The organism is Sphingobacterium sp. UBA7038 (assembly GCF_002494055.1).
In the GTDB taxonomy this organism is placed as follows: domain Bacteria; phylum Bacteroidota; class Bacteroidia; order Sphingobacteriales; family Sphingobacteriaceae; genus Sphingobacterium; species Sphingobacterium multivorum.
This window is the reverse complement of sequence record NZ_DLAV01000009.1, coordinates 1-21,872: the sequence shown is the minus strand read 5'-3', so window position 1 is coordinate 21,872 and position 21,872 is coordinate 1. Positions and strand designations below refer to the sequence as shown.

General features: G+C 40.1%; 22 protein-coding genes. 17 read left to right on the top strand and 5 right to left on the bottom strand.

The window, feature by feature from the left end:
• Positions 1-9 precede the first annotated feature (9 nt).
• The 11 genes from B3H30_RS04255 to B3H30_RS04205 all read left to right on the top strand — a co-directional run bounded on the left by B3H30_RS04255 (position 10) and on the right by B3H30_RS04205 (position 11,468).
• Positions 10-813, top strand: a complete 804-nt coding sequence (locus B3H30_RS04255; RefSeq protein WP_286833411.1) for a hypothetical protein — start codon at positions 10-12, stop codon at positions 811-813.
• The gene (locus B3H30_RS04250; RefSeq protein WP_286833409.1) at positions 814-1,605 is read left to right on the top strand and encodes a sialidase family protein; all 792 of its coding nucleotides are present in this window, start codon (positions 814-816) and stop codon (positions 1,603-1,605) included. It abuts the gene before it with no gap.
• Positions 1,606-1,659: 54 nt separating this feature from the next.
• Entirely contained in the window at positions 1,660-3,378 is a 1,719-nt protein-coding gene (locus tag B3H30_RS04245; RefSeq protein ID WP_286833406.1) for a hypothetical protein, read from the top strand.
• A gap of 58 nt (positions 3,379-3,436) precedes the next feature.
• Positions 3,437-4,471, top strand: a complete 1,035-nt coding sequence (locus tag B3H30_RS04240) for a glycoside hydrolase family 43 protein (RefSeq protein ID WP_286833404.1) — start codon at positions 3,437-3,439, stop codon at positions 4,469-4,471.
• A 69-nt stretch (positions 4,472-4,540) separates the two neighbouring features.
• Entirely contained in the window at positions 4,541-5,401 is an 861-nt protein-coding gene (locus B3H30_RS04235; protein WP_286833402.1) for a hypothetical protein, read from the top strand.
• Positions 5,402-5,502: 101 nt separating this feature from the next.
• Positions 5,503-6,726, top strand: coding sequence for an MFS transporter (locus B3H30_RS04230; protein WP_286833400.1), 1,224 nt, complete (start codon positions 5,503-5,505; stop codon positions 6,724-6,726).
• A gap of 22 nt (positions 6,727-6,748) precedes the next feature.
• Positions 6,749-7,555, top strand: a complete 807-nt coding sequence (locus tag B3H30_RS04225) for an HpcH/HpaI aldolase family protein (protein ID WP_286833399.1) — start codon at positions 6,749-6,751, stop codon at positions 7,553-7,555.
• 27 nt (positions 7,556-7,582) lie between these two features.
• Entirely contained in the window at positions 7,583-8,536 is a 954-nt protein-coding gene (locus B3H30_RS04220) for an aldo/keto reductase (RefSeq protein WP_286833397.1), read from the top strand.
• Positions 8,533-9,450 carry a Gfo/Idh/MocA family protein gene (locus B3H30_RS04215; RefSeq protein WP_286833394.1) on the top strand — a complete coding sequence of 306 codons (918 nt, stop codon included), beginning with the start codon at positions 8,533-8,535 and terminating at the stop codon, positions 9,448-9,450. Before B3H30_RS04220 ends, B3H30_RS04215 begins: the two co-directional genes overlap by 4 nt.
• Positions 9,451-9,452: 2 nt before the next feature.
• A complete protein-coding gene (locus B3H30_RS04210) occupies positions 9,453-10,226 on the top strand; it encodes an SDR family oxidoreductase (RefSeq protein ID WP_286833393.1) in 774 nt (257 codons plus the stop codon).
• A gap of 375 nt (positions 10,227-10,601) precedes the next feature.
• A complete protein-coding gene (locus B3H30_RS04205; protein ID WP_286833390.1) occupies positions 10,602-11,468 on the top strand; it encodes an AraC family transcriptional regulator in 867 nt (288 codons plus the stop codon).
• Positions 11,469-11,485: 17 nt separating this feature from the next.
• Here B3H30_RS04205 and B3H30_RS04200 read toward each other — a convergent pair whose 3' ends face one another.
• Genes B3H30_RS04200 through B3H30_RS04190 form a run of 3 tightly spaced genes read right to left on the bottom strand, consistent with a single transcriptional unit; the run spans position 11,486 to position 13,235 of the window.
• The gene (locus B3H30_RS04200) at positions 11,486-12,364 is read right to left on the bottom strand and encodes a hypothetical protein (protein WP_286833388.1); all 879 of its coding nucleotides are present in this window, start codon (positions 12,362-12,364) and stop codon (positions 11,486-11,488) included.
• 4 nt (positions 12,365-12,368) lie between these two features.
• Positions 12,369-13,097, bottom strand: coding sequence for a 3-hydroxyacyl-CoA dehydrogenase family protein (locus tag B3H30_RS04195; protein WP_286833472.1), 729 nt, complete (start codon positions 13,095-13,097; stop codon positions 12,369-12,371).
• Between the two features lie 12 nt (positions 13,098-13,109).
• Positions 13,110-13,235 (bottom strand): hypothetical protein, encoded by a 126-nt coding sequence (locus B3H30_RS04190; RefSeq protein ID WP_286833387.1) that lies wholly within the window; start codon positions 13,233-13,235, stop codon positions 13,110-13,112.
• A gap of 170 nt (positions 13,236-13,405) precedes the next feature.
• Between B3H30_RS04190 and B3H30_RS04185 the strand changes: the two genes are divergently transcribed.
• Together B3H30_RS04185 and B3H30_RS04180 are read left to right on the top strand one after the other, a co-directional pair.
• A complete protein-coding gene (locus B3H30_RS04185) occupies positions 13,406-14,248 on the top strand; it encodes a helix-turn-helix domain-containing protein (RefSeq protein WP_286833385.1) in 843 nt (280 codons plus the stop codon).
• An 830-nt stretch (positions 14,249-15,078) separates the two neighbouring features.
• A complete protein-coding gene (locus B3H30_RS04180; RefSeq protein WP_286833384.1) occupies positions 15,079-16,041 on the top strand; it encodes a hypothetical protein in 963 nt (320 codons plus the stop codon).
• A 778-nt stretch (positions 16,042-16,819) separates the two neighbouring features.
• Here B3H30_RS04180 and B3H30_RS04175 read toward each other — a convergent pair.
• The gene (locus B3H30_RS04175; RefSeq protein ID WP_286833469.1) at positions 16,820-18,364 is read right to left on the bottom strand and encodes a YifB family Mg chelatase-like AAA ATPase; all 1,545 of its coding nucleotides are present in this window, start codon (positions 18,362-18,364) and stop codon (positions 16,820-16,822) included.
• 235 nt (positions 18,365-18,599) lie between these two features.
• Between B3H30_RS04175 and B3H30_RS04170 the strand changes: the two genes are divergently transcribed.
• The 3 genes from B3H30_RS04170 to B3H30_RS04160 all read left to right on the top strand — a co-directional run bounded on the left by B3H30_RS04170 (position 18,600) and on the right by B3H30_RS04160 (position 19,969).
• Positions 18,600-18,869, top strand: a complete 270-nt coding sequence (locus B3H30_RS04170; protein ID WP_070561440.1) for a YtxH domain-containing protein — start codon at positions 18,600-18,602, stop codon at positions 18,867-18,869.
• 187 nt (positions 18,870-19,056) lie between these two features.
• Positions 19,057-19,476, top strand: coding sequence for a hypothetical protein (locus B3H30_RS04165; RefSeq protein ID WP_286833383.1), 420 nt, complete (start codon positions 19,057-19,059; stop codon positions 19,474-19,476).
• Positions 19,466-19,969, top strand: coding sequence for a hypothetical protein (locus tag B3H30_RS04160; RefSeq protein ID WP_286833381.1), 504 nt, complete (start codon positions 19,466-19,468; stop codon positions 19,967-19,969). The genes B3H30_RS04165 and B3H30_RS04160 overlap by 11 nt, the downstream gene beginning before the upstream one ends.
• 16 nt (positions 19,970-19,985) lie before the next feature.
• Here the strand turns inward: B3H30_RS04160 and fcl are convergent, their stop codons facing one another.
• Complete coding sequence (fcl, locus tag B3H30_RS04155; RefSeq protein ID WP_286833380.1) at positions 19,986-20,927, bottom strand: GDP-L-fucose synthase; 942 nt, start codon at positions 20,925-20,927, stop codon at positions 19,986-19,988.
• 201 nt (positions 20,928-21,128) lie between these two features.
• Here fcl and trmB point away from each other — a divergent pair, with 201 nt between their 5' ends.
• Positions 21,129-21,785 (top strand): tRNA (guanosine(46)-N7)-methyltransferase TrmB, encoded by a 657-nt coding sequence (gene trmB, locus B3H30_RS04150; RefSeq protein ID WP_286833378.1) that lies wholly within the window; start codon positions 21,129-21,131, stop codon positions 21,783-21,785.
• Positions 21,786-21,872 lie beyond the last annotated feature (87 nt).

The following is a 21,872-nucleotide window of genomic DNA, read 5'->3' as shown; positions in this document are numbered from 1 at the left end:
ATAAACACCATGAAAACGATAATAAACTTAAAAGCATTCTTCTCTGTAATTGTTGTTATTACCTTTTTATCTTGTCAGGAAAATCTACTCTCTGTAGGTTCGGAGGTGAAAATGATGGCCGTTTATGATGGACCACCACGGATAAAAACATTTAGTGTACAGACCGTGAATGATTCGACAACAAGGATACGTATTGAGGTCGAGGGTGAAAATCCTGAGTTGGGCTCATTTTATGTGCGTCAAAATCCCCCAGTGACTGGGCCTATGTTGCCAAACTTCTATCTAAATCCTAATGGATACCGTTATTTGTACGGTGAATCATCACCTACTAAGGATTTGAATTTGATCGATAATGGAATAAGGGATGAGGATAGTACCACGAATGTCTTTACTTATACTTTCGATCCGCGTGACTTTATTGATACGGTCTCTTATTATTTTCAGACGGGCTGGCATAATAGACCGCAGACAGGTACATATGTGCATGATTCCAGATTTTTTACCTTGTTGGGGGGGAAAGTGGATACCGTGGTTTCTGAAAATATTGTGAATGCAAACCATCGGGTAGTGTATCAGGTAGACGGTATCTACGCGGCTTTTCCAAGCCTATCCGTTAATAATGACTCTGTACTTTATACATCCTTTTCGACGCGCATAAACCGTAGTCATATTGATCCGGAAGGAGGAAGTAAAAGTCTAGTTTCTTATGATAACGGAATCAGTTGGAGCAACTCCACAAGCGCTGCTTATGATCAGCTATGGCGTACCTCGGGAAGCAATCTAGTAGTGCCAGATGTACAAGGGTGGATATAAGTGTCTGATACATTGCGGGATTCGCTTATTGCGGAGAAACGGATAATTAATGAGGTAAAGCCAGGGTCGATTGCTTATATCGAGGGAACAGTGATCAAACGTTCTGCAAACAATGGCGCAAGTTGGACTACCAGTAGTATAGCGCTTCCTACAGATTGCTCTGGGCTTTATAACCATCATACCAAAGCCAGTTATATTGTTACCTCTTCGGGAACTAGACTTAGAATCGTATATGGTAGAAGAAAGGCGAATTTTAATAATAACCTAAAGGATGAAACTTACCTGATGCGGTCAACCGATAATGGCCTTACTTGGTCAATTTTTCCAATGCTTTCCAGTGGAGTTTCAGGTTTGGAGGTTCAAGGTTTTAACGAATCGTCAATCGTACAGGCCGGCAATGGTAAAATTATTGCTTTGATGCGATCTGTACCGGAGGGGTATTTATGGAAATCGGAATCTTCGGACGATGGGGTGACGTGGTCTACGCCTACAAAAACTACTATGTGGGGCTTTCCACCACATGTTATAAAACTACAGGACGGACGCTTGTTATGTGCATATGGTTATCGAAAAGCCCCTATGGGAATCCGCGCTGCTGTAAGCTCAGATAATGGGACCACATGGAGCACGAGCCAAGAAATGATCATTAGGAATGATGGTTTAGGGAGTGGGGGAGATTTAGGTTACCCTTTAGTTAAGCAACTCTCCGATGGCTCTATCTTTTGTATTTATTATTTAACGACAGATGGAGTGAATACACATATAGCAACAACTCATTTTGACATACCTTAGGTGGATTTTAAGTTGTATGAGAGACTGACGAGAACGCTAAAAAGACCGTACGAAATGAACACCAATCTAAAGCAACTTTTGATAGTAATCTTTGTCCTGTTTCCTGCTTCTATATTAATGGGGCAAAATGGCGATATTATTAATTATAATAACAATAAAGGATTTAAACTTCTCTTTGATTATTATCACCATAATCTGCCGTCCACTAAGGTTGGTAATCACATATTGACTGGAAGCTGGATTGATTCTGACGGAAGATATGGTTGGGATGATTTTGTCCATACCAATACGTTAGATCACGCGTATACTATCTTGTCAAAGGAGTATTCCATTTCGATGAGCCGTGCTGCGTATAGTGATATGCTACTAAAAGGGATTGATGGAGTGGTTATTTTTGCGTTAGATAATCCTTCCCTTATTTCAAATGCAAAAGTTCTGAGCGATAGCGAAATAAAAGTGCTTCAAAAGTATGTCAGAAATGGAGGCAGTCTAATGCTGATGCTGAACGCTGTCGAAAAAAATAGATTCAATGAATCTTTTGAAATGGGACAAACGAAGAAGTTACTTCGTGGCTTTGGTTTGGGGTGGAACAATGATGATACACACTACTCAGATATTTCAATACCTTTGGGACATCCCTATTTTTACGATGTACCTGTATTTCACTATGGCGCTGGATGTACCATTAACATCTTACCCGAAGCGGATACCCCGGAGGTATTGTTGGATGTTTATTCAGATAGTACTTATACTGATAGAAACGTGTCAGGTCCTGGTATAGTCCGAGTTAAGTTTGGTAAAGGGCGAGTGATTTTAGTGGGGGATGCAGATTCTTGGACAGGTAATATATCAAGACCCTGGGCAGACAACGCAAAAATTTTGACTCAATTATTTCGCTTTATGAAGCCCGATAATGAGGAGCTTACGGCTGATTTGTCAACGTTTAATAATCTAGAGTATGAAATGCAGGTTGCAGGATTGCAAGCTGTACCTAGATCAAATACACTTTCAAAAATACCCTTGCCCGAGTATGAGGTATTCAACCCTAGACCGACTACACAGATGCCTTTTTTTGAGGCTTCAGCTAGATTGGTGCTAAATGCTGTTAGAGATACGATGTTAGGAGCTGTAAGGGCAGATGTTAAAGTTGTTGATTTTAAATGGTTTGATCGGTCCGATGAAGATCATGAACAGAATGTTATTTCTTTATTGATCGGCAAGCAAGGAAAGGTCGCTCAGATCGAACCAAAAGGGAAGCATGCGACGTGGATCGCTCCCGATATTTCTATGATTTCTGCTATTTTACCCACAACAGGTGTCAAGCCTGGAGATTCTTGGCAATCGATGGAAAGTATTAGAATACCTGCTATACGGGCAACAGATCTTCCTTTTGTAAAAATGCAAAATCTCGAAATTTTATACATGGATGATCAGGAGCGTAATGATAAGCCATGTCGCTTACTGGTTTCTACAGGAGAGGCCTGGCTGTCCGACTGGGGTATAACGGTAAATGATATTCTAACGGAGGAAGAGGTGAAAAAGGTAGGAGGCACGCATTATAACTTCTTGCATAACAGGGGGGGCAAAATTTTGTTCAAGCGGGAACAATGGGTGGATCGGAAAACAGGAATCGTTTTGGAAGCCAGACTTCAGACCCGTATAATAACCTGGATAAAAGATGATAGAAGACCTATTGGGAAGAGTAACCTCGCTAAAGACAGTGAAACAATTGTGTCATTGGCTAATATTACGACATTGAAGTTGAAAAATTAATAGATTTGATGGAGCATCTGTCGAGAAGGGACTAAATTAGAAAATAAGTAAGAATAATATGCTGAAGTTAATACATGTAAAGCTTATATTGGTTCTATCTATTGCAATGATAGTAGCGGTGTTACCTGCTAAGGGACAAACACCACCAAAATTAAGGGTCATAGATATCAAAGACCTTTATATACGTGACCCGTTTATTGTTGCAGATTTTGAAGCGAAAACTTATTTCTTGTATAAAGCGGGAAAGGTCGAAGGAAGTGATGGTTCAGAGGTGAATGGTGTGGAGGCATACAAAAGTGAAGATTTGAAAAAATGGGAGGGACCTTATGACGTATTTGCCATTCCCCCTGATAATTGGATAGATGGGGTAGTATGGGCTCCGGAAGTTCACCATTATCGTGGAAAGTATTATTTATTCGCCACATTAAATTCGGAAATAGAGTGGAAGAAGCGACGGGAGAACTGGCCTGCCTATACGTTCAGGGGGACGCAGATTTTTTATGCAGACAGTCCTTTGGGGCCATTTTTGCCATTTGATGATAAAATGCCACATACACCTATGGATAAAATGGCATTGGACGGAACATTGTGGGAGGAAAATAGTCTAACTTATATGATATATTGTCATGAATGGGTCCAAATCGAAGATGGTGCTATGGAACTGATTCAGTTGGCTCCGGATCTATCGAAAGTGATCGGAGTATCACAAAAATTGTTTAATGCATCCGTTGCGCCTTGGTCTACGGGTACCCATAGAGAAATGGGACCAAGCTCGTATGTGACGGACGGTTGCTTCTTGTATAGAACAAAAACGGACAAGTTGTTAATGATCTGGTCAAGTTTTAAAGAGAATAGTTATGCTATAGGAATAGCAGAGTCTGTCACGGGCAAAGTTTCCGGGCCATGGATTCAACAAAAAGAGCTGTTATTTTCCCAAAATGGGGGACATGGTATGTTATTTAAAACCTTTGAGGGGCAACTGATGCTTACTTTCCATGGCCCTAATAGTCCAGCCGGTAGTGAGCGCATGTTGATATTTGAAATAGAAGATCTTGGATCAACTTTAAAGTTGAAAAAACAACTCTTTAAATAAATCTTATTTTTTGCCATGTCGAAAATCGGACTTCCTTTTTTTTTGTTTATATTTTTGCCTTTTGTTACGATGAGTCAAAATAAAGCACAAGCATTATCGGACCTGAAAAAACTACTATTTTCTGAGAAAGAATGGGTAAAAATACACGTTGCGGAGTTTTTGATATGGGAGGGACATCAGATAGATGTGGTGAAAAATGAGTTCTTAAAAGAGGAGCTGCTTTATTCCAATACGCCCAAATATCGGATAGGAATCTGGAGGGTGCTCGCACAATGTGAATCTGATCCAGAAAATAAATCTAATTGGGTGCAGAAAATAATATCTGCTTATCAGAATAGGAATGGCGAAGATAGACTTCATGCAATAGAAACATTGGCTAAATTGAAAGTGCCAGTTGTAAAAGAGATGGACATAAGCCTAAAGGGATCGATGCGATTATATTCGCTTTGGAATTATGCTTTCGGTGCGGAAGAAAAACGAAAAGCAGTGAAATCACGCATTATCGCTGATCTATTGCACAAAAATTTGACTGAATTGGAAATATTGGTGAGTTCTTATATTCTTCGGTATATTGGCCCTCTATCGACGGAGCAATATAATTCTCTCTCTGATTGGTTTAGCGGGGGTAAATTTTCGCCTGCTATCAAGAGTAACTTGCTAGTAACATTATTACTATTATTACCCGAAGAGGAAGCTGTAGATAGATCTGATCATTTAAAGAAAAGCCTATTAGCCTTAATAGATGAGGATGGATGCTTGAATAATATTCTATTGGGATTTGCAGAAAAAGCTGTGCATAAAGATTTAGCACAGGTGCGACAGTTATATGATCTATGCAGCAATAAAAATAGCTTGGCGTACGATAGCAACCTGCACGTATCAGCTGCCTACATGCTATGGAAAGTACTAAGTAGACTTGGAGAGCAGTAGTCAAAATTGCTGTAAAATAATACTAAAAATTTGTTAGATCGGATATAAACAATGTAAACCTTTCCGTTACCTTTGGTTGAGGGCCTAAAGATTTTAAATTTATGACGAACCGTATGCTTTATCCTTGGCTATTGGTTGCAATGCTCTGCATTGTTGGCTGCCTGAATTACCTGGACCGTATGATGATCGTGACCATGCGGAGCAGTATTGTGGATGAAATTCCGATGTCAGACGCCCAATTCGGATTATTGACTTCCGTTTTCCTGTGGGTATACGGCTTTTCAAGTCCTTTAGCGGGCTATATTGCGGACAGATTTAGGCGAAGTAAAGTGATTATTGCGAGTCTATTTATCTGGTCTATAGTAACTTGGTTGACTTCTAGAGCCAGTAACTTTGAACAGTTATTGACCGCTCGGGCATTAATGGGGCTCAGTGAGGCATTTTATATTCCGGCTGCCATGGCGCTAATTATGGACTGGCATTCTGAAAGGACAAAATCCACTGCCGTGGGGATTCATGTCGCTGGTGTTACCGTTGGTCAGAGTCTCGGCTTTCTCGGTGCATGGATAGCAGAATCACATACCTGGCATTATGCCTTTAGTCTGTTTGGGGTAATTGGTGTTTGCTACGCTGTAATAGTGCTGTTTTTCCTAAAGGATAAAAATAAACTTCCTTCTTCTCAAAAAAAGGAAGACAGCTATTCAAATGACAGCATAAGCTTTCAGGATGCCCTTTTAAGTTTATTCAAAAATACAGCCTTTTTATGGGTACTTGTTATCTGGGGGCTTGCCGGAGCAGTAAGCTGGATGGTAAATAGCTGGCTACCTACGTATTATAAAGAGACATTTGGTCTCTCCCAGACAGAAGCAGGTCTTTATTCAACAGCATATTTCTTTCCGGCAGTTTTATTTGGCGTAATATTGGGAGGCGCGCTGGCAGATAGGTGGTCAAAGATACAATCTAGAGCTCGCATGTGGGTTCCTGCCATCGGATTTTTGATTGCCGTTCCGGGGGTTTTTATAGCAAGTTATACAGTCACATTATGGGCAACGGTAGCCGGTTTTTTGGTCTACGCGGTTACAAGACCTTTTATTGACGCCAACATGATGCCTATTCTCGGGATGATTACAGATAAGAGATATTTAGCCACAGGATACGGATTTTTGAATTTATTTAGTTGTATAATAGGTGGGATAGGCATTTATGTGGCTGGGATACTTAGAGATGAACAGGTAAAACTTAGTCTTGTATTTCAAGTTGCTGCATTGACAATGGTAGTCTGTGCATTGTTATTGTTTCGTCTAAAAGCGAATTCCGGTAGATAGTATTTGATCAAATTAAGCCAATATGAGAAGAAGTAAAGTTTTACAAATGCTTAAAACTGGCCAGAAGCCAAGCTGTTTCAAGGTAAATTTAAAAGATGCGCAAGTTGCTGAATTGGCCGCAATGTGTGGTTTTGACTGTATCTGGGTCGATCAGGAACACATTGGCCAGGATTGGACAACTTTGCAGGCGCATGTATGGGCCACCAAAAGTCAGGATGTGGATCTGATGGTTCGCGTGTCAAGAGGTTCTTACAGCAATTATATCAGAGCTTTAGAAATGGATGCAACAGGGATTCTGGTGCCGCATATTATGGGCCTCCAAGATGCCAAAGATGTGGTCCATATGACCCGGTTTCATCCGCTGGGACGGCGGCCCGTAGATGGTGGTAACTCAGATGGTGGATATACTACGGTTGATTTTAATAGCTATATAGAGACCGCCAACAGTGAACGGTTTGTCGTGTTGCAGATTGAAGACCCCGAACCCTTGTCGGAGCTGGAGGAGATAGCAGCATTACCTGGTTATGATATGCTTTTTTTTGGACCAGGTGATTTCAGTCAGGGCATAGGCGCTCCCGGCGATTGGGAAAATCCGCTACTTATACAAACCAGAAAACAGATTGCAGAACTTGCAAATAAATACGGAAAGTACGCCGCAACAGTGGGAACTCCGGATAGTCTTCATGAACTGTACGATATGGGCTATCATTTTGTAAGTGTGGGGGCTGATGTTATCGGAATAAAGAATTATTGTCTTTCTATCGTCCGAGCTTTTGGCCGGAAAGATACGAAAGAAACAACCTCCGGCTATTTAGAAAAGAACGCATAAGTATATCGTTTAAATCGTATAGAAAGTATGAAATACAAAGAACTGGGGAATTCTGGAATCCAAGTGTCTGAAATTGCTTTTGGGGGCGTCGAAATAGGAATGCCCTATGGATTGAGCATGCAGGGGGCACATGAACCCATGCAGGAGCGGGATGCCATAAAGCTATTACATAGCGCACTGGATAAGGGTATTAATTTTTTTGATACAGCACGTCTGTATGGCCGGAGTGAAGAAATTATGGGAGATGCTTTCATGGGAATGAGGAGTAGAGTGACCTTAGCTTCTAAATGCCGGCACCTCAGATTGCCTGATGGCACTTTACCTGCCTCAAACGTATTGAAAGCAATTGTCCGGGAATCTATCCGGGAGTCTCTTAAGGCCCTTAAAACGGATTACATTGATGTTTTTTTGTTGCATTATGCAGATGCGGAAATATTGAATATAGAAGTATTGTATGAAGTTTTTGAGGAGATGGTAAATTCCGGCTTGATTCGTGTCCCCGGCATTTCGGTTTACGAACCTGCTGAAACAGCCCTTGCACTCAATAAAGGTTTTTGGAAAGTCATACAGTTACCTTTTAATCTCATGGATCAAAGGCAATCTGCATACTTTGAAAAGGCCAAGGCAGCGGGGGTGGCTATCGTGGCAAGGTCGGTGCTGATGCGCGGTTTGTTGACAGATAAATCATTTCAGCTGCACCCCGCGTTGAAAGATGTACAGGATCATATTCATTTGTTTAAAGATTTGTTCATTGATGGAAGAGATAGCCTGTCCGCTCTGGCGATGCAATTTGTAGCGTCCCATGAAGCTGTGTCATCGGTGTTGATCGGGATAGATAAACAGTCGTATCTGGAAGAGGCATTATGTTATTTTAGGGATAGATACCTGACTTCAAGCGAGCTCGATAGAGCAAGACAGCTATCTTTTCCAGATCAGGAATTTTTAAATTTGGCGAAATGGGATAAAAATGGCTGGTTATGATTAAGATAGGAATAATTGGAATGAGTGCCGGCAATGCACATCCTTACTCATGGACTGCAATTATCAATGGCGCTTTTGATTCTAAAGAAATAGATAACGCTGGATTTCCGGCTGTTTCTGAATATCTGAATGCCAACAAGTCAACACTTGGGGTGATGGGGGCTGAGGTCACCCATATCTGGTGTGAAGACAAGGATCAGGCGGAGTCAATTGCCCGATCGGGACAAATCGGGACCGTGGTAGATAATCTGTCCGACATGGTCGGAAAAGTAGATGCTGTAATCCTAGCGAGAGACGACCCAGATCGGCATTGGGAGATGGCTGTTCCGTTTTTGGATGCTGGAATTCCAATTTTTGTAGATAAACCATTAACAGTCCGTATGGATGAACTGGATCGATATGAGGCTTACGTGGATCAGGGCAAGTTTTTAATGTCATGCTCCTCCATGCGTTATGCTGCAGAAGTTTTGGCTGCAAAGGCGAGTATAAGTAAACTGGGACCAATTCATTTACTTACAGTTGTAGGAAAAAAAGACTGGAGGAAATACGGAGTGCATATGGTTGAAGCGTTAATGAGTGTGCTCGATGATCCTAAACCTATATCGGTACAGTACTTAGGGAAATCAGATTACGATCTTGTTTTACTGGAAATTAATCCAAACTGTTTTGCGAGTATCCATCTGATAGCGGATATCGTGCCCACATTTCAATTATCAATATATGGAGAAAAAGACTGGGCGCTGATCGATATCCGGAATTTCTATAGCATGTTTAAGGAAAATATACTGGAGTTCGTCAAGTCTGTACAGCAGGGGCGGCCTACGTTAGATTTTGATAGAACGCAAAATGTAATTAAGATTATTGCAGCGGCTTTGCGTAGTAAGGAAAGAAATAATGAACGAATATATTTTTAGGTATGCATATTAAAGAGTTATTCAGTTTACAGGGAAAAAATGCGTTAGTGACTGGTGGTGCAGGTAACTATGGGAAGTGCATCGTGGAGGCCTTGTTGGAAGCCGGAGCAAGAGTAATCGTGAGTTCCAGAGATAAAAAAGCTGCGGAACTTGAACTTCAGAAGCATTTTTCTGATGCTAAATGGTCTGTAGTCCAAATGGATCAACAAGATTTAACCTCTTTGGATTCAGGAATGAAAGAAATATTAGCCGTGGTTCCGCGATTGAATATATTTGTAAATAATGCGGTATCAAGACCTATGAATGGTTACGCAGACGATATAAGCCGGTTCAGTGAATCGATGGAAGTAAATGCTACCGGAATGTTTTACCTGCTGCGGTTGGTGGCGGAGCATATGGCCGCTACCGGAGGAGGTTCGGTGATTAATATCGCATCCATGATGGGGATGAAAGGACCTGATTATTCCAATTATGACGGTACGGCAATGGGCGACCTCTCTGCGGATTATTTCTTCCATAATGCGGGTCTGATCAATTTGAATCGTTTTATGGCCAAAAAATATACGGGTAAAAATATCCGGTTTAACTGCATCAGCCCCGGTGGTTTATTTAATCATCAGAATGAGAAGTTTCTTGAGAATTATTGTGCTAAAGTTCCATTGGGAAGACTCGCTAATAAGGATGATATTAAAGGGTTGATTGTGCTATTGTCTTCACAGGCAGGAGCATATGTCAATGGTGAGAATATCTTAATGGACGGTGGGCTGAATGCATAAATCAAAAACAAACAATTTATAACCTTTAGGTCGATTCGTTATTTGCCCCATTTGGATGTGTCAGTAATACTTCACTCCATTGTGACCTTATTAACAAGCGGCTGCTTAAAGGAATCCTGCTTTTATGCTCCACCAGTATTTGGACCGGACATGATTAAATTTTGATCGTTGCCCCTCGGTCATTGAAATAATAAAAAAGCAGCCAATTCTTGACTTCTACACATTTTCCTACTCACCGAGTACTCGCATTTTTTACTTTCATTTCATAAGCGCCAATTTTCTATTTTATTGATACTATTCTTCACTTTTAGCAACTTTACTTGGCAGTTGTCATTAAAAATCGTAATTTCCTATTAACAACCAAAATATATACTTATGAAAGCCATTGAATTTAGACTACCTAAAGAGTTTGATAAATCATTTATTGTTTTCAATGAGAAGGGTACCCATTTTCCATGTCCCTGGCATTATCATCCAGAATTTGAACTTGTACTAGTTAATAAAAGTTCCGGAAAAAGAATGGTAGGCGACCACATTGGTTATTACAACGAGGGGGATCTAGTATTAATGGGACCAAATTTACCACACGTATGGGTAAGTGATAATAGATTTCTCGAAATGAAAGATCCTACAGCTTCAGATGCAACGGTGATACATTTTACACCAGATTTTATAGGCCAGGATATATTTAACATCCCAGAGTTCTCGACATTTTGTGAAATTCTGAACTTATCTTCCAGAGGGATTCACATCCACGAATCAATAGCATGCAAGATAGCGGACATTATGAATAAAATGATAGATGAAAATGGATTAAAACGTCTGAGTTCAATTTTCGAAATTTTTGATCTCATATGTTCTATGAATGAATATGAAGTATTAGCAAGCCCAAATTTTATATATAGTAGCAGTAAAGAAACAAATAGACATAGCCGGATCAATGATTATATACTTCGTAACTTCCACAAGCAAATTACATTAAAGGAAGTTGCTGAGGAGGCCCATATGGCGACAACTACCTTTTGCAACTTCTTTAAGGAACAGTATAGAATGACTTTCGTTGAGTACGTCAACCAGATCAGAGTCGGACATTTTTGCAAACTGATTTCAGAAAAAGACAAATCTATACTTGAAGCAGCTTATATCTGTGGGTTTAACAGTATAGCGAATTTCAATAGACAGTTCAAAAAGTTAAAAGGTATGTCACCATCTGAATTCAAGCGGGCAGTCACTATAAATTAAAGATCATCACGTCTTATTCAATCTTTTAAAAGTGCAATACCGGTGGTAGGCCCAAGCTGTAAAATAATATTTTCGGAACCGTCTGTAAGATTAATTTTCCTGATATATCCACCCAGATCAGATGTGTAAACAACATTTTCATCTTCATCAACTGCTAATCCGATTGCTTCCTTTAAGCCTCTGGCTATAATTCTATGGTTGGAAAGTTTTCCGTCTACAGCAATTATAGCACTGTTAAGACTGTTTCCTTCGGGGGCGGCTCCACGATCTGTCCAATAAAGCAATCCTGTCTTTGCGCCAAATTCAAGATCGATGGGCTCAGGAAGGTTTTCTGCAATACATGCTATCCGGGACAGGTCTGCTGAATCTCCCTGGGGCAATGGGATACGGAAAATTCTTCCTTTACCCCCTTTTGAGGGGCCTTTTTGCGTCCAGTATAAAGATTCATTTTTAGGATCTATTGCAATTCCAACGCATTGTTTTTCAATGTCAGCTAAACCATCGTTGTGATGTTGTACCAGAACCTTTAGATTTGATCCGTCCTTTTCAGCAGTCATGACAGCCATTCCTTCTCTATCACACCAATATAAACGATCTGTTTCATGATGATAAATAAGCTGCTTCGGGGTAGTGATTAGTCCGTTTCCCAGAAGTACAGTGTGCCCGGTGCCATCAAAATTACAAGATTCTACCGATCCATCTTTTGCGGAAAAACCTTCTGGCAGATCCGTTAATCTACCCATAACGATCCAAAATATTTTCTGTGTTTGATAATCAATAGAAATACCATCAGGAATACCATTTGTAATCTCCAAAAGGGTTTCTTTTCTATTGTCCTCCAATGAAATTTTTATGATTTGTGGAGGATCTATCTGCAGACACAATAAAAACTTCATGGCCTTACTTGTTGTAATCATTATAGAATCCTTCTCCGGATTTTCTGCCAAGCTTGCCTTGGGCAACCATTTTTCTTAAAAGTTCACGAGGTTCTTCTGGAATTCCTTCACGTTCTTTTGCGTAATGTTCCTCTATATCTAAAACCACATCCAGACCTACCTGATCCATAAGGCGGAACGGTCCATGCTGGGTACCCATTGTTTCCTTATATATATTGTCTACTGTTTCTGGTGAAGCTACCCCTTGAGCGACCACATATAATGACTCTCTTTTTATAGCTGCCCAAATTCGGTTGTAAATAAATCCAGTACTTTCACGTTCTACCAAATAGGGGGAAAGCCCATATTCTCTTAACTTAACCGTGAGAAATTCTAAAATGGCCTTGTCGGTTTCCCCACATGTCATCAGTTCAACGGCTCTGGCCACAGGAGGCATCATAAAATGCATACTAAGCAGCCTGTTTTTGTGTTTTACATTACCGGAAAGTTGGCTAGAGCGGTAAGATGAAGAGTTTGTTGCCATTATAGCGTCAGCTGGAAGCATACGATCTACCTGACCAAGAACTTCTATCTTCAGTTCAGGAATTTCAGGTAAACTTTCAATGGCCAACCACACATTTTCTAAAGATTCCTGCAAATCGGTTGAAGTTGTAATTACCCCTTTCCTGCCGGAAGGTATTGTTTTTAAAAGTTCCTGAATGTTTTGTTCGATAAATTCTTTTGCTTCGTTCAGCGCATTGGTGCTTTAATCATATATTCTAACTTCAGCACCTTGTGTACATAACATCAGGGCAATACGCCTGCCTAAAGTCCCTGCGCCCAAAACTACCATAGGACGCTCATTTGTTGATTTTTCAAATAACTGATTCATAGTGTATTAATCTTATTACAAATTTACCCAATCACAATAACAAGTTTTTTGTCTCAATGTATTCAATTTGTGTTTAGAAATGCAAATGTTCCCGCGCTGGTGTTTTACTAAATTGTACTGTTACCGTATTATATTATTGCCTAATTTAGACTTCTGAAATGAACGTATCTATGCAACAGACAGAGGCTATAAAAGTTTTTAGTGGTTTGGAATATAAACAGCAGATCGTGTTCAACAGGCCCTTTTTTCCACAACATTATTCGATATTTATTCTCAAAAGCGGTAGGGTTGTTTTTAGAAAGGCGTTACAGCAAATAGAACTGTCTACACCTTTAATTGCTTTTTTTAATGCAACTTCTGTTTATGAGTATCTGGAAATCAGTGATGATCTGGACGGATATGTAATATCGATTCCTTTAAACTTTTTCAAGCTGTTTTCAAATAAGTTTAATATTCTTAAGCTAATCATATACTTAAAAAATAGTGTTGGTAAGGCTTATCATTTACCGGAAAAACAGCTGGAGGAAATTATGTTTCTCGTAAGTGCTCTCCACCGCATTATTAAAAATGATACGCATCAGCCTCAGCGAAATGAGCTTACAGAACATCTCTTCTACTGCATTATACTGGCGATATCAGATTATTTATATCGCACTGATGAAATCGAAATTATTACCTCAAGAGAAGAGCTTTTCACTTTAACATTTCTGAAAAATGTAGAAACCTATTTCAGGCAACAAAAAGATGTCGCATTTTACGCATCGCGTCAATGTGTTACAGTACGACACCTTTCATTCGTAGTAAAAAAAACAATGGGAAAAACCTCATTGCAGATTATCAACGAATTTCTTATCAAAGAAACGATGACACTTCTTGCTGATACAGATAACACCATTGCGTATATCGCTGATAATTTAGGATTTGCAGACAGCCAGAGCCTTTATCATTTTTTTAAACGAAATACTGGCTATACTCCGAGGCAATACCGGAATCAGTTGTTGGGAAAACTCTAAAGCCCGTGCATTATTTATCTTTTATATTGCGCTTATTTTAAAGAGGCACTACGGGATGATGTTGACGAAGCGCTAATAGTGGTGGAGCACCTAAATTAAGACAGATGGAAAAGACTCGTTAAACAGGTCGTCTCGATAACCGTTAATTAGGGGTCAAATTGATCAGAACGTCTTCTTCGGATGGATGGTGCGGGATGGATTTGTCAATCCGCGCAGTATCTTTGCAGTTTACCAACCTAAAAGTATGAAACTGCGCCATGACTGCTCGGTTTTTCCACGTAGGGAAATCGAACAGTCAGTCGACTGAACGAAAAACTCTCCCGGCAGAACCAAGTAGTCAGGGGAGTTTTTCATGCAGTTACCCGGAAAAATGAGGCAAACACCCGTCTGATTCATTTTTCCACGTGGGGAAATTAAAATTCCATTGGTTTGTTTGTAGCAGTCATAAGACTTCGCGAATGTTCCATGGGACTGCAACGCAATTTTACTGTGCGGAACCGGCCATTTACAGCGCGGAATTGCCCATTTTGCAGAAGAAGCATCTAAATGACATACGCGGAAATTGAAGTGATTTTGTAGAAATAAAATATCCAATATCCTTTCGTATGCAATTGGAAAATACTCCCTAAGGAGTATTGCCTCAAGGACAAATTGGGGATAATTTTGGTTAATAGATATTTTCAGAGCATAAACCTTTATAGCATAGTTATGGAAAGAAATTATTTATTGTCTTATTGATGATCATAGCAGGTAAAGTGGGATCTGCTTAATATGACCATCCCGGCAAATAGACTAACAGGTAAGAACTCGAACAGTTAAAATCTATAAGCATGAATAAGCTATTCTATATCGTAATTGCAATTGTACTTCTTTTGAGTGGATGCAGCAAAAACAACGAACCTAATCCGGATGGAGGTGGCAAAAACTATGGAGTCGGATATATTTTCAATAAGCTAGGCCTTCAGGGCATCAGGAAGCTCAACCTTTCTAATGGAGAGATTTCAGATGTTTTGCCTGCCTGGCCTAGCGCAGGCTGGGATATTGGTTGGAGTGGTAAAACGGGTGTAAAAAAAGAGGAACCGGCAAGTTATGATACGCGATATATCATTTTTGACGTAGCGAATGGTGCTACAATTCGTGAGATCAAGTATGAACCGGCGGGTTACCGCGGAGGTCTCCCATATTTGTCGCCGGACGGAACTCTGCTTGCGTTAAGCCCCACACTAAATGAAGGTCTGGTTGTCCTTAATATGGAAGGTAAAGTCCTCAGAAATATATCCGGATATGGCTCCAGTCATAATTTTGAGTATCTGGATCCCATTGCCTGGGAGCCTTCGGGCAGTATTCTCTTTAAGAAATATGGTGGCCTATGGCGTACTTTGTCCGATTTTTCTAGGGCAACAAAAGTACGCGAGATACCATTTTCAGACTGGAACGGTGAGGCCACAGCAAGCCCTGATGGTAAAAAGATCGCTATACCAGCGGGAAATCATATCTGGCTTATGAATAGTGACGGCAGTGATTTTCATGCTATAACTGAGAGCAATCAGAAAGAAATTATGCCAAGCTTTAGTCCAGACAGTAAATTTATAGCCATAGCAGCTAATCCCAGGTCTCCGGAAATACCAGGTAGCTCTGAAAATACATTCCATCTATGCCTGATACCAGCGGATGGTCAGGTTTACAAGGTTTACCCAGGGGAAGATAAGCGCGTGATCCATCCCAGCGAAAAAGGAACATCAAATTCCAGTGGGCTTGGTATGACTATCGTTGGGAACTTTGTCTGGCGATAGCGGATGTCGTGCTTTAAGCGCAACAGGATTCCTTGTCGAGAGAAAGTGGTATTAGGTATAGGTCAAAATGGAGTTGGTCGAAATTATTCCTTTTATAATATGCTTATTTGTAGCTTACTAGCCATTAAGCCCAAATCGATTATTATGAAAGGATGCCAAACCGAAATTATTGGGATTTCCACGAAATATTCTTAGAATGTCCTCAATAGCCTATAATACACAAATATTATATAAATGTTATTTGGATGTAGGTAACAACGTGAAGAAGCAATATAGATTTGACGATGTTCAGTAAGAGCTGAAGGAGCTCCAGGCCTGGATGATCAGCTGTTTATGACAGCTGGTCTGGACATCACCCGGTATAAACAGGTAGCAGCTTGTCTCAGACTCTAAGCAGGCCAACACAGACTCCTTATATTTTATCACAAGCTCCAGACAGAATATGCTAAGCTGCATGAAACCTGCAAGCTTTTACCATGCATCTGCAACAGACTGCACGCTGTTTAATATAAACTTCCTGTACTTTGTCCTTAGTTCACCCTCATACCCTCCAACTGTCTAATAGTTGAGCTGTAACAGACAGCAGTCTATCCCATTCTACTCGCTATCCCATTCTACTCGCACTTTGCCGCAAACTGTTATCAATTGAATCTGAACTTATCGTCGTTTATCAAAAACAACATGGTGTTCGGGTCAAAACCATGACAGACTTATAGCAGTATATGCGAGGAAAAAGTGCCTGTATCTCTTCGGCCTGCAAGTACATATCCCACACGTTCTAAAACCTCGCGCCCCAGTTCTCCCGGTCTAAACTTCTATATTGGATTGCTTCTGCGAGATGATGGTTTTCGATCACTTTACTCCGCTCCATATCGGCGATCGTGCGTGCAACTTTCAGTATTCTATCGTATGCTCTTGCAGATAGGCTCAGACGTTCAATAGCCGTTTTAAGTAACTTCCTTCCGGGCTCATCAATCTGACATATTTCTCGGGTCAATTGTGTACTCATCTGGGCATTACAATGGATGTCTGGAAAAGAATCGAACCGTTCCTTTTGAATTTCGCGTGTTTGAATGACTCGACGGCGTACCGTGCGGCTATCATCTATAGAACGTGTTGTATTCAATTCATCAAATAGCACGGGGGTGACTTCGATGTGGAGGTCTATACGGTCTAAAAGTGGTCCTGATATTTTGCTTAGATAACGCTGAACGGTGTTAGTGCCGCAGATGCATTCTTTCTCGGGGTGATTGAAATAACCACAGGGGCAGGGATTCATGGCAGCAATGAGCATAAAACTTGCGGGGTACTCGACGGTAAGTTTAGCTCTTGATATCGTAATTTGACGCGATTCAAGTGGCTGACGCATGACTTCGAGGACGCTCCGTTTGAATTCTGGCAATTCGTCAAGGAATAATACGCCATGGTGGGATAAAGAAATTTCACCCGGCAATGGATTTGAGCCGCCCCCTACCATGGCCACATCGGATATTGTATGATGTGGAGAACGAAAGGGCCGTGCAGTGACGAGGGAGTCTTTCGCCTTTAGATTTCCAGACACAGAGTGTATTTTGGTCGTTTCCAGCGATTCGGTCATATTGAGTGGGGGAAGGATCGTTGGTAGTCTTTTTGCCAACATGGTTTTTCCTGCTCCTGGTGGACCTATTAAAATAAGGTTATGTCCACCAGATGCTGCGATTTCCAGCGCTCGTTTGATATTCTCCTGTCCTTGTACATCAGAGAAATCGACGTCATAAATGGCCGTATCATCCTGAAAAAATGTTTGTATGTTAACTTTTGTAGGCTCGATTGTTACAGTATGATTGAGAAATTCCACTACTTGGGTCAGATTTTCTACACCAATAACATCGATTTCAGTGACGATAGCTGCCTCTTTTGCATTGGCTTTAGGTAATATTATTCCTTTAAACCCTTCTTTGCGCGCCTGTAATGCAATTGGTAGAACACCACGTATGGGCTTAATACTTCCGTCTAATGATAGCTCGCCTAAAATAAGATAGTCTTCCAGACGGATATTTGTGATTTGGCCGGAAGATGCTAATATGCCTATTGCAATTGATAGGTCGTAACTTGAACCTTCTTTACGAATATCTGCGGGTGCCAAGTTGACAACGATCTTTTGGCGTGGCATGTGAAGTTGACAGGAATTAATGGCACTTTCGATACGTCTTAAGCTTTCTTTAACGGCATTGTCAGGCAGGCCAACGATATAATAATGGAGGCCAGTAGATACGATTACCTCGACGGTAATAGTGCAGGCATTTATCCCATAGACGGCGCTGCAATAGGTTTTATTTAGCATAATTTTCATAATCGACTGATTTAAAGATACTAAAAAATTGAGTAAGTTAATAATTGTCGGGTGAAATATTGATGGAGGATCCAAGATTACCGAAAAAAATGATTATATTGTTAATATAGTTCCTTATTAATAACGGATAAAAAGCATTGTTTGGCAAACGATTTGCTTTGTTAATTGTATTATTAACGAGGACTAGATTCTTCGTAATAGATTTAGAACTTTAAAAGAAAAAGAAATGAATGACACAAGTAAAGTAGCTTTGGCGTTATTAGCCGGTCTTGCCGCGGGTGCAGCTTTGGGAGTTTTATTTGCTCCAGACAAAGGGTCGGATACAAGAGATAAAATAAATGATTCATTAAGCGATTTGAGTGATGCTATTCGGGAAAGAGCAGAGGAGCAATTTGATCAGTTGAATGATTTCAAAGAGAAGATTGTTTCTACGTTAAAAGGGAAGTTAAATCAGGCAGAAGAAGTGCTGGATGATGATATCATCGAACATGCATAGTTCGCAGATTATTCAAAAGAATAATTGGTGTAGAGTACATATTATCAGGCTATTTCGCGAGATAGCTGTTTTTACGATAGCTGCGCGCTCTTCATGGGTATAGAGTAGTGCTGTGTTGCGGTTATAAGATACAGCGTTTTCGTTTTTTTAGTTATGGGCTGAAATAGCCTGAATAAATTTTAGATGCATGGAAGAAGAAAAATTTTCACTAAGTGGTACGTTTCAAAAGACCAAGGAGTATATTGACTCCCAATTTAAACTTGTTAAATTAAAAACAATTGAACGATCATCTCGTTTAATTGCAAGCTTAGTGGTAGATGCAACTAAGCTTATTTTTACTTTATTTGTTCTGTTTTTCTTATGCTTAGCACTAGGTTTTTGGCTGGGAGAGTTATTGGGTAGTTATTCATTAGGTTTTTTGGCAACAGCAGGTATCTTCTTAGTGATCATTATCCTAATCCGCGTTTTTGAGCCTATGCTGGAATCAAAATTTATGGATCTCTCCATTCGACGTTTTTTGGCTAAATGGAACGATGAAATTGAGCAAGAAGAGGAAGAACTGCATAAAGAAAAACTTGATAGAGAAAGGGCTACAAATGAACAATAAACAGACCAAAATACGTAATTTACAGGAACTTAAAGCTGAAATATTGCGCTTAAAGACATTAAAGAATGAGCAGGAGCTATATCTAAAGGCTCAATTTACATTGCTTAACAATAAAATAGAGGCCCCCATCCGTTTTTTTAATTCCTTAAAAAATAATATCCCGGGTGCGAATATTATACAGCAGATGTTTGCCAAAAGTAATAATCCAGATTCCGATTGGCTAACGAAGACCTTACGTATCGGCGTGCCCTTTGTTATGAATAGGTTGTTCCTAAAAAATACGGGCGTTTTAAAGAAAGCGCTGATGTTGCTGTTATCAGAGCGTGCTGTCGGCCAGATCAATCAAGATAAAATCACCGGTCTCATCGGTAAATTAACGAGCTTTATTCGTCCCAAGAAAAAGAAGAAAAATAAAGCTGCGGAAGCTGAAAATGCAGTGATCAAGGATGAGGTTAACGAGTACGGAATTCCTTCATATAGCGAGACCTACTAATGCGATCGCGTTGGATTTATTCAGAAGCATTTGCTTCTTTCTTCAAAAAATCCGCATAAGCTAGTTGAATGCCCTCCCGAAGGTCGACTTTGTGCTTCCATCCGAGTGCATGTATCTTTGATACATCCATGAGTTTACGTGGTGTGCCATCCGGTTTGGAACTGTCGAAAGCGATATTACCTGTGTAACCAATTACATCTTTAATCAACTCTGCGAGATCTTTGATGCTTAGATCTTCACCTATACCGATATTGACAAATTGCTTGTCGTTATAATGATTCATTAAAAAAATACAGGCATCTGCCAAGTCATCGGAAAATAGAAATTCCCGTAACGGGCTTCCTGTTCCCCATATAATAACTTCAGCGATCTGATTGATCTTAGCTTCATGGAATCTTCTAATCAACGCCGGTAATACATGTGAGTTTTGCGGATGGTAATTGTCGTTAATTCCGTAAAGATTTGTTGGCATTACGGATATATAATTGCAGCCATATTGATCCCGGAAGGCTTCTGTCATTTTTATACCGGCAATTTTGGCGATTGCGTAAGGCTCATTCGTCGGCTCTAGGGTGCCTGTTAACAACATGTCTTCTTTTAAAGGCTGTGGGGCCATTTTTGGATAGATACAGCTTGAGCCTAAGAACATTAATTTTTTAACCTTATTATCGTAGGAAGATTTGATGACGTTATTCTGTATAGCCATATTCTCGTAGATATAATCAGCGCGATAGGTGTTGTTCGCCATGATCCCGCCAACTTTGGCTGCGGCTAAGAAAACATAGTCCGGTTTTTCCTGATCGAAAAAATCAGCCACTGCTTGCTGATTGCGCAGATCTAATTCGGAAGATGTGCGTGTGACAATGTTGTTGTACCCAAGCTCCGATAATTTGCGATGAATTGCCGATCCGACCATTCCACGATGGCCTGCTATATAAATTTTAGCGTCTTTCTCCACGATAAGTTATTGATTCCTGCAAACTTAGATAAATTGCTTTTTATATGCAATATAATTCGCCATTGTGGATACAATTTATGCGTTACGGTGTATGCTATAGGACTTCGGATTGTTCTGTAATTACCGGTATTCGTGCTGTCTCTCAGATTTATTTTTTTTAGCGGGAATATAAGGTTATTTTTGCGGGATATTTATTAAAAAATGGGAAAGGACAAACTACGTAAATTTGCTGAAGTTGCTACTTTTGAAAATGTAATCCAACTCGACGCAGGCAAAGAATATAAAGGAAAATGGGCTGAGAAGCAATTTGGTAACAATAATCCGGTTGTTTTGGAGCTTGCTTGTGGTAAAGGTGAGTATACTGTTAATCTAGCGAGATTGTTTCCGGAGAAAAATTTCATCGGTATCGATTTTAAAGGTAATCGTATTTGGCGAGGAGCCAAAACAGCTTTGGAGGATGGAATTCGGAATGTTGCTTTTCTTCGGATACAAATTGAGACTATCCTTGAACATTTTGCTGAAAATGAAATTGATGAGATCTGGATTACCTTTCCGGATCCGCAACCGCAAGATAGCCGAGAAAAGAAACGATTGACCGGGCCAAAGTTTTTGGATCGTTATAAAATCATTATGAAGCCTGAAGGGATGATGAATTTGAAAACAGACAATGACGGTTTTTATGCTTACACACTAGAGCAGATCGATTTACAGGGTTTGAAAAAATATAAGGAAACGACAGATCTTTACCATTCAGACTTGGTTGATAACGTTTTATCTATTAAAACATACTACGAGCGGAAGTATTTGGCGCATGACAAGAACATTAACTATGTGAAGTGGAGTTTCGAGAAGGCTTAAGCCTTAACGCTTCTGTTGTAATAAATGAAGCTGTCTCAAATTTTATTGAGGCAGCTTTTTTATTAAATATGGCTATGCGATAGATTT

Coding starts and splice junctions, on each gene's coding strand:
- B3H30_RS04200 (WP_286833388.1), bottom strand. CDS start 12,364: ATGAAGTTTTTATTGTGTCTGCAGATAGATCCTCCACAAATCATAAAA.
- B3H30_RS04230 (WP_286833400.1), top strand. CDS start 5,503: ATGACGAACCGTATGCTTTATCCTTGGCTATTGGTTGCAATGCTCTGC.
- B3H30_RS04190 (WP_286833387.1), bottom strand. CDS start 13,235: ATGAATCAGTTATTTGAAAAATCAACAAATGAGCGTCCTATGGTAGTT.
- B3H30_RS04170 (WP_070561440.1), top strand. CDS start 18,600: ATGAATGACACAAGTAAAGTAGCTTTGGCGTTATTAGCCGGTCTTGCC.
- B3H30_RS04205 (WP_286833390.1), top strand. CDS start 10,602: ATGAAAGCCATTGAATTTAGACTACCTAAAGAGTTTGATAAATCATTT.
- B3H30_RS04160 (WP_286833381.1), top strand. CDS start 19,466: ATGAACAATAAACAGACCAAAATACGTAATTTACAGGAACTTAAAGCT.
- B3H30_RS04235 (WP_286833402.1), top strand. CDS start 4,541: ATGAGTCAAAATAAAGCACAAGCATTATCGGACCTGAAAAAACTACTA.
- B3H30_RS04255 (WP_286833411.1), top strand. CDS start 10: ATGAAAACGATAATAAACTTAAAAGCATTCTTCTCTGTAATTGTTGTT.
- B3H30_RS04185 (WP_286833385.1), top strand. CDS start 13,406: ATGCAACAGACAGAGGCTATAAAAGTTTTTAGTGGTTTGGAATATAAA.
- B3H30_RS04175 (WP_286833469.1), bottom strand. CDS start 18,364: ATGCTAAATAAAACCTATTGCAGCGCCGTCTATGGGATAAATGCCTGC.
- B3H30_RS04215 (WP_286833394.1), top strand. CDS start 8,533: ATGATTAAGATAGGAATAATTGGAATGAGTGCCGGCAATGCACATCCT.
- B3H30_RS04210 (WP_286833393.1), top strand. CDS start 9,453: ATGCATATTAAAGAGTTATTCAGTTTACAGGGAAAAAATGCGTTAGTG.
- B3H30_RS04180 (WP_286833384.1), top strand. CDS start 15,079: ATGAATAAGCTATTCTATATCGTAATTGCAATTGTACTTCTTTTGAGT.
- B3H30_RS04220 (WP_286833397.1), top strand. CDS start 7,583: ATGAAATACAAAGAACTGGGGAATTCTGGAATCCAAGTGTCTGAAATT.
- B3H30_RS04240 (WP_286833404.1), top strand. CDS start 3,437: ATGCTGAAGTTAATACATGTAAAGCTTATATTGGTTCTATCTATTGCA.
- B3H30_RS04165 (WP_286833383.1), top strand. CDS start 19,057: ATGGAAGAAGAAAAATTTTCACTAAGTGGTACGTTTCAAAAGACCAAG.
- B3H30_RS04225 (WP_286833399.1), top strand. CDS start 6,749: ATGAGAAGAAGTAAAGTTTTACAAATGCTTAAAACTGGCCAGAAGCCA.
- trmB (WP_286833378.1), top strand. CDS start 21,129: ATGGGAAAGGACAAACTACGTAAATTTGCTGAAGTTGCTACTTTTGAA.
- B3H30_RS04245 (WP_286833406.1), top strand. CDS start 1,660: ATGAACACCAATCTAAAGCAACTTTTGATAGTAATCTTTGTCCTGTTT.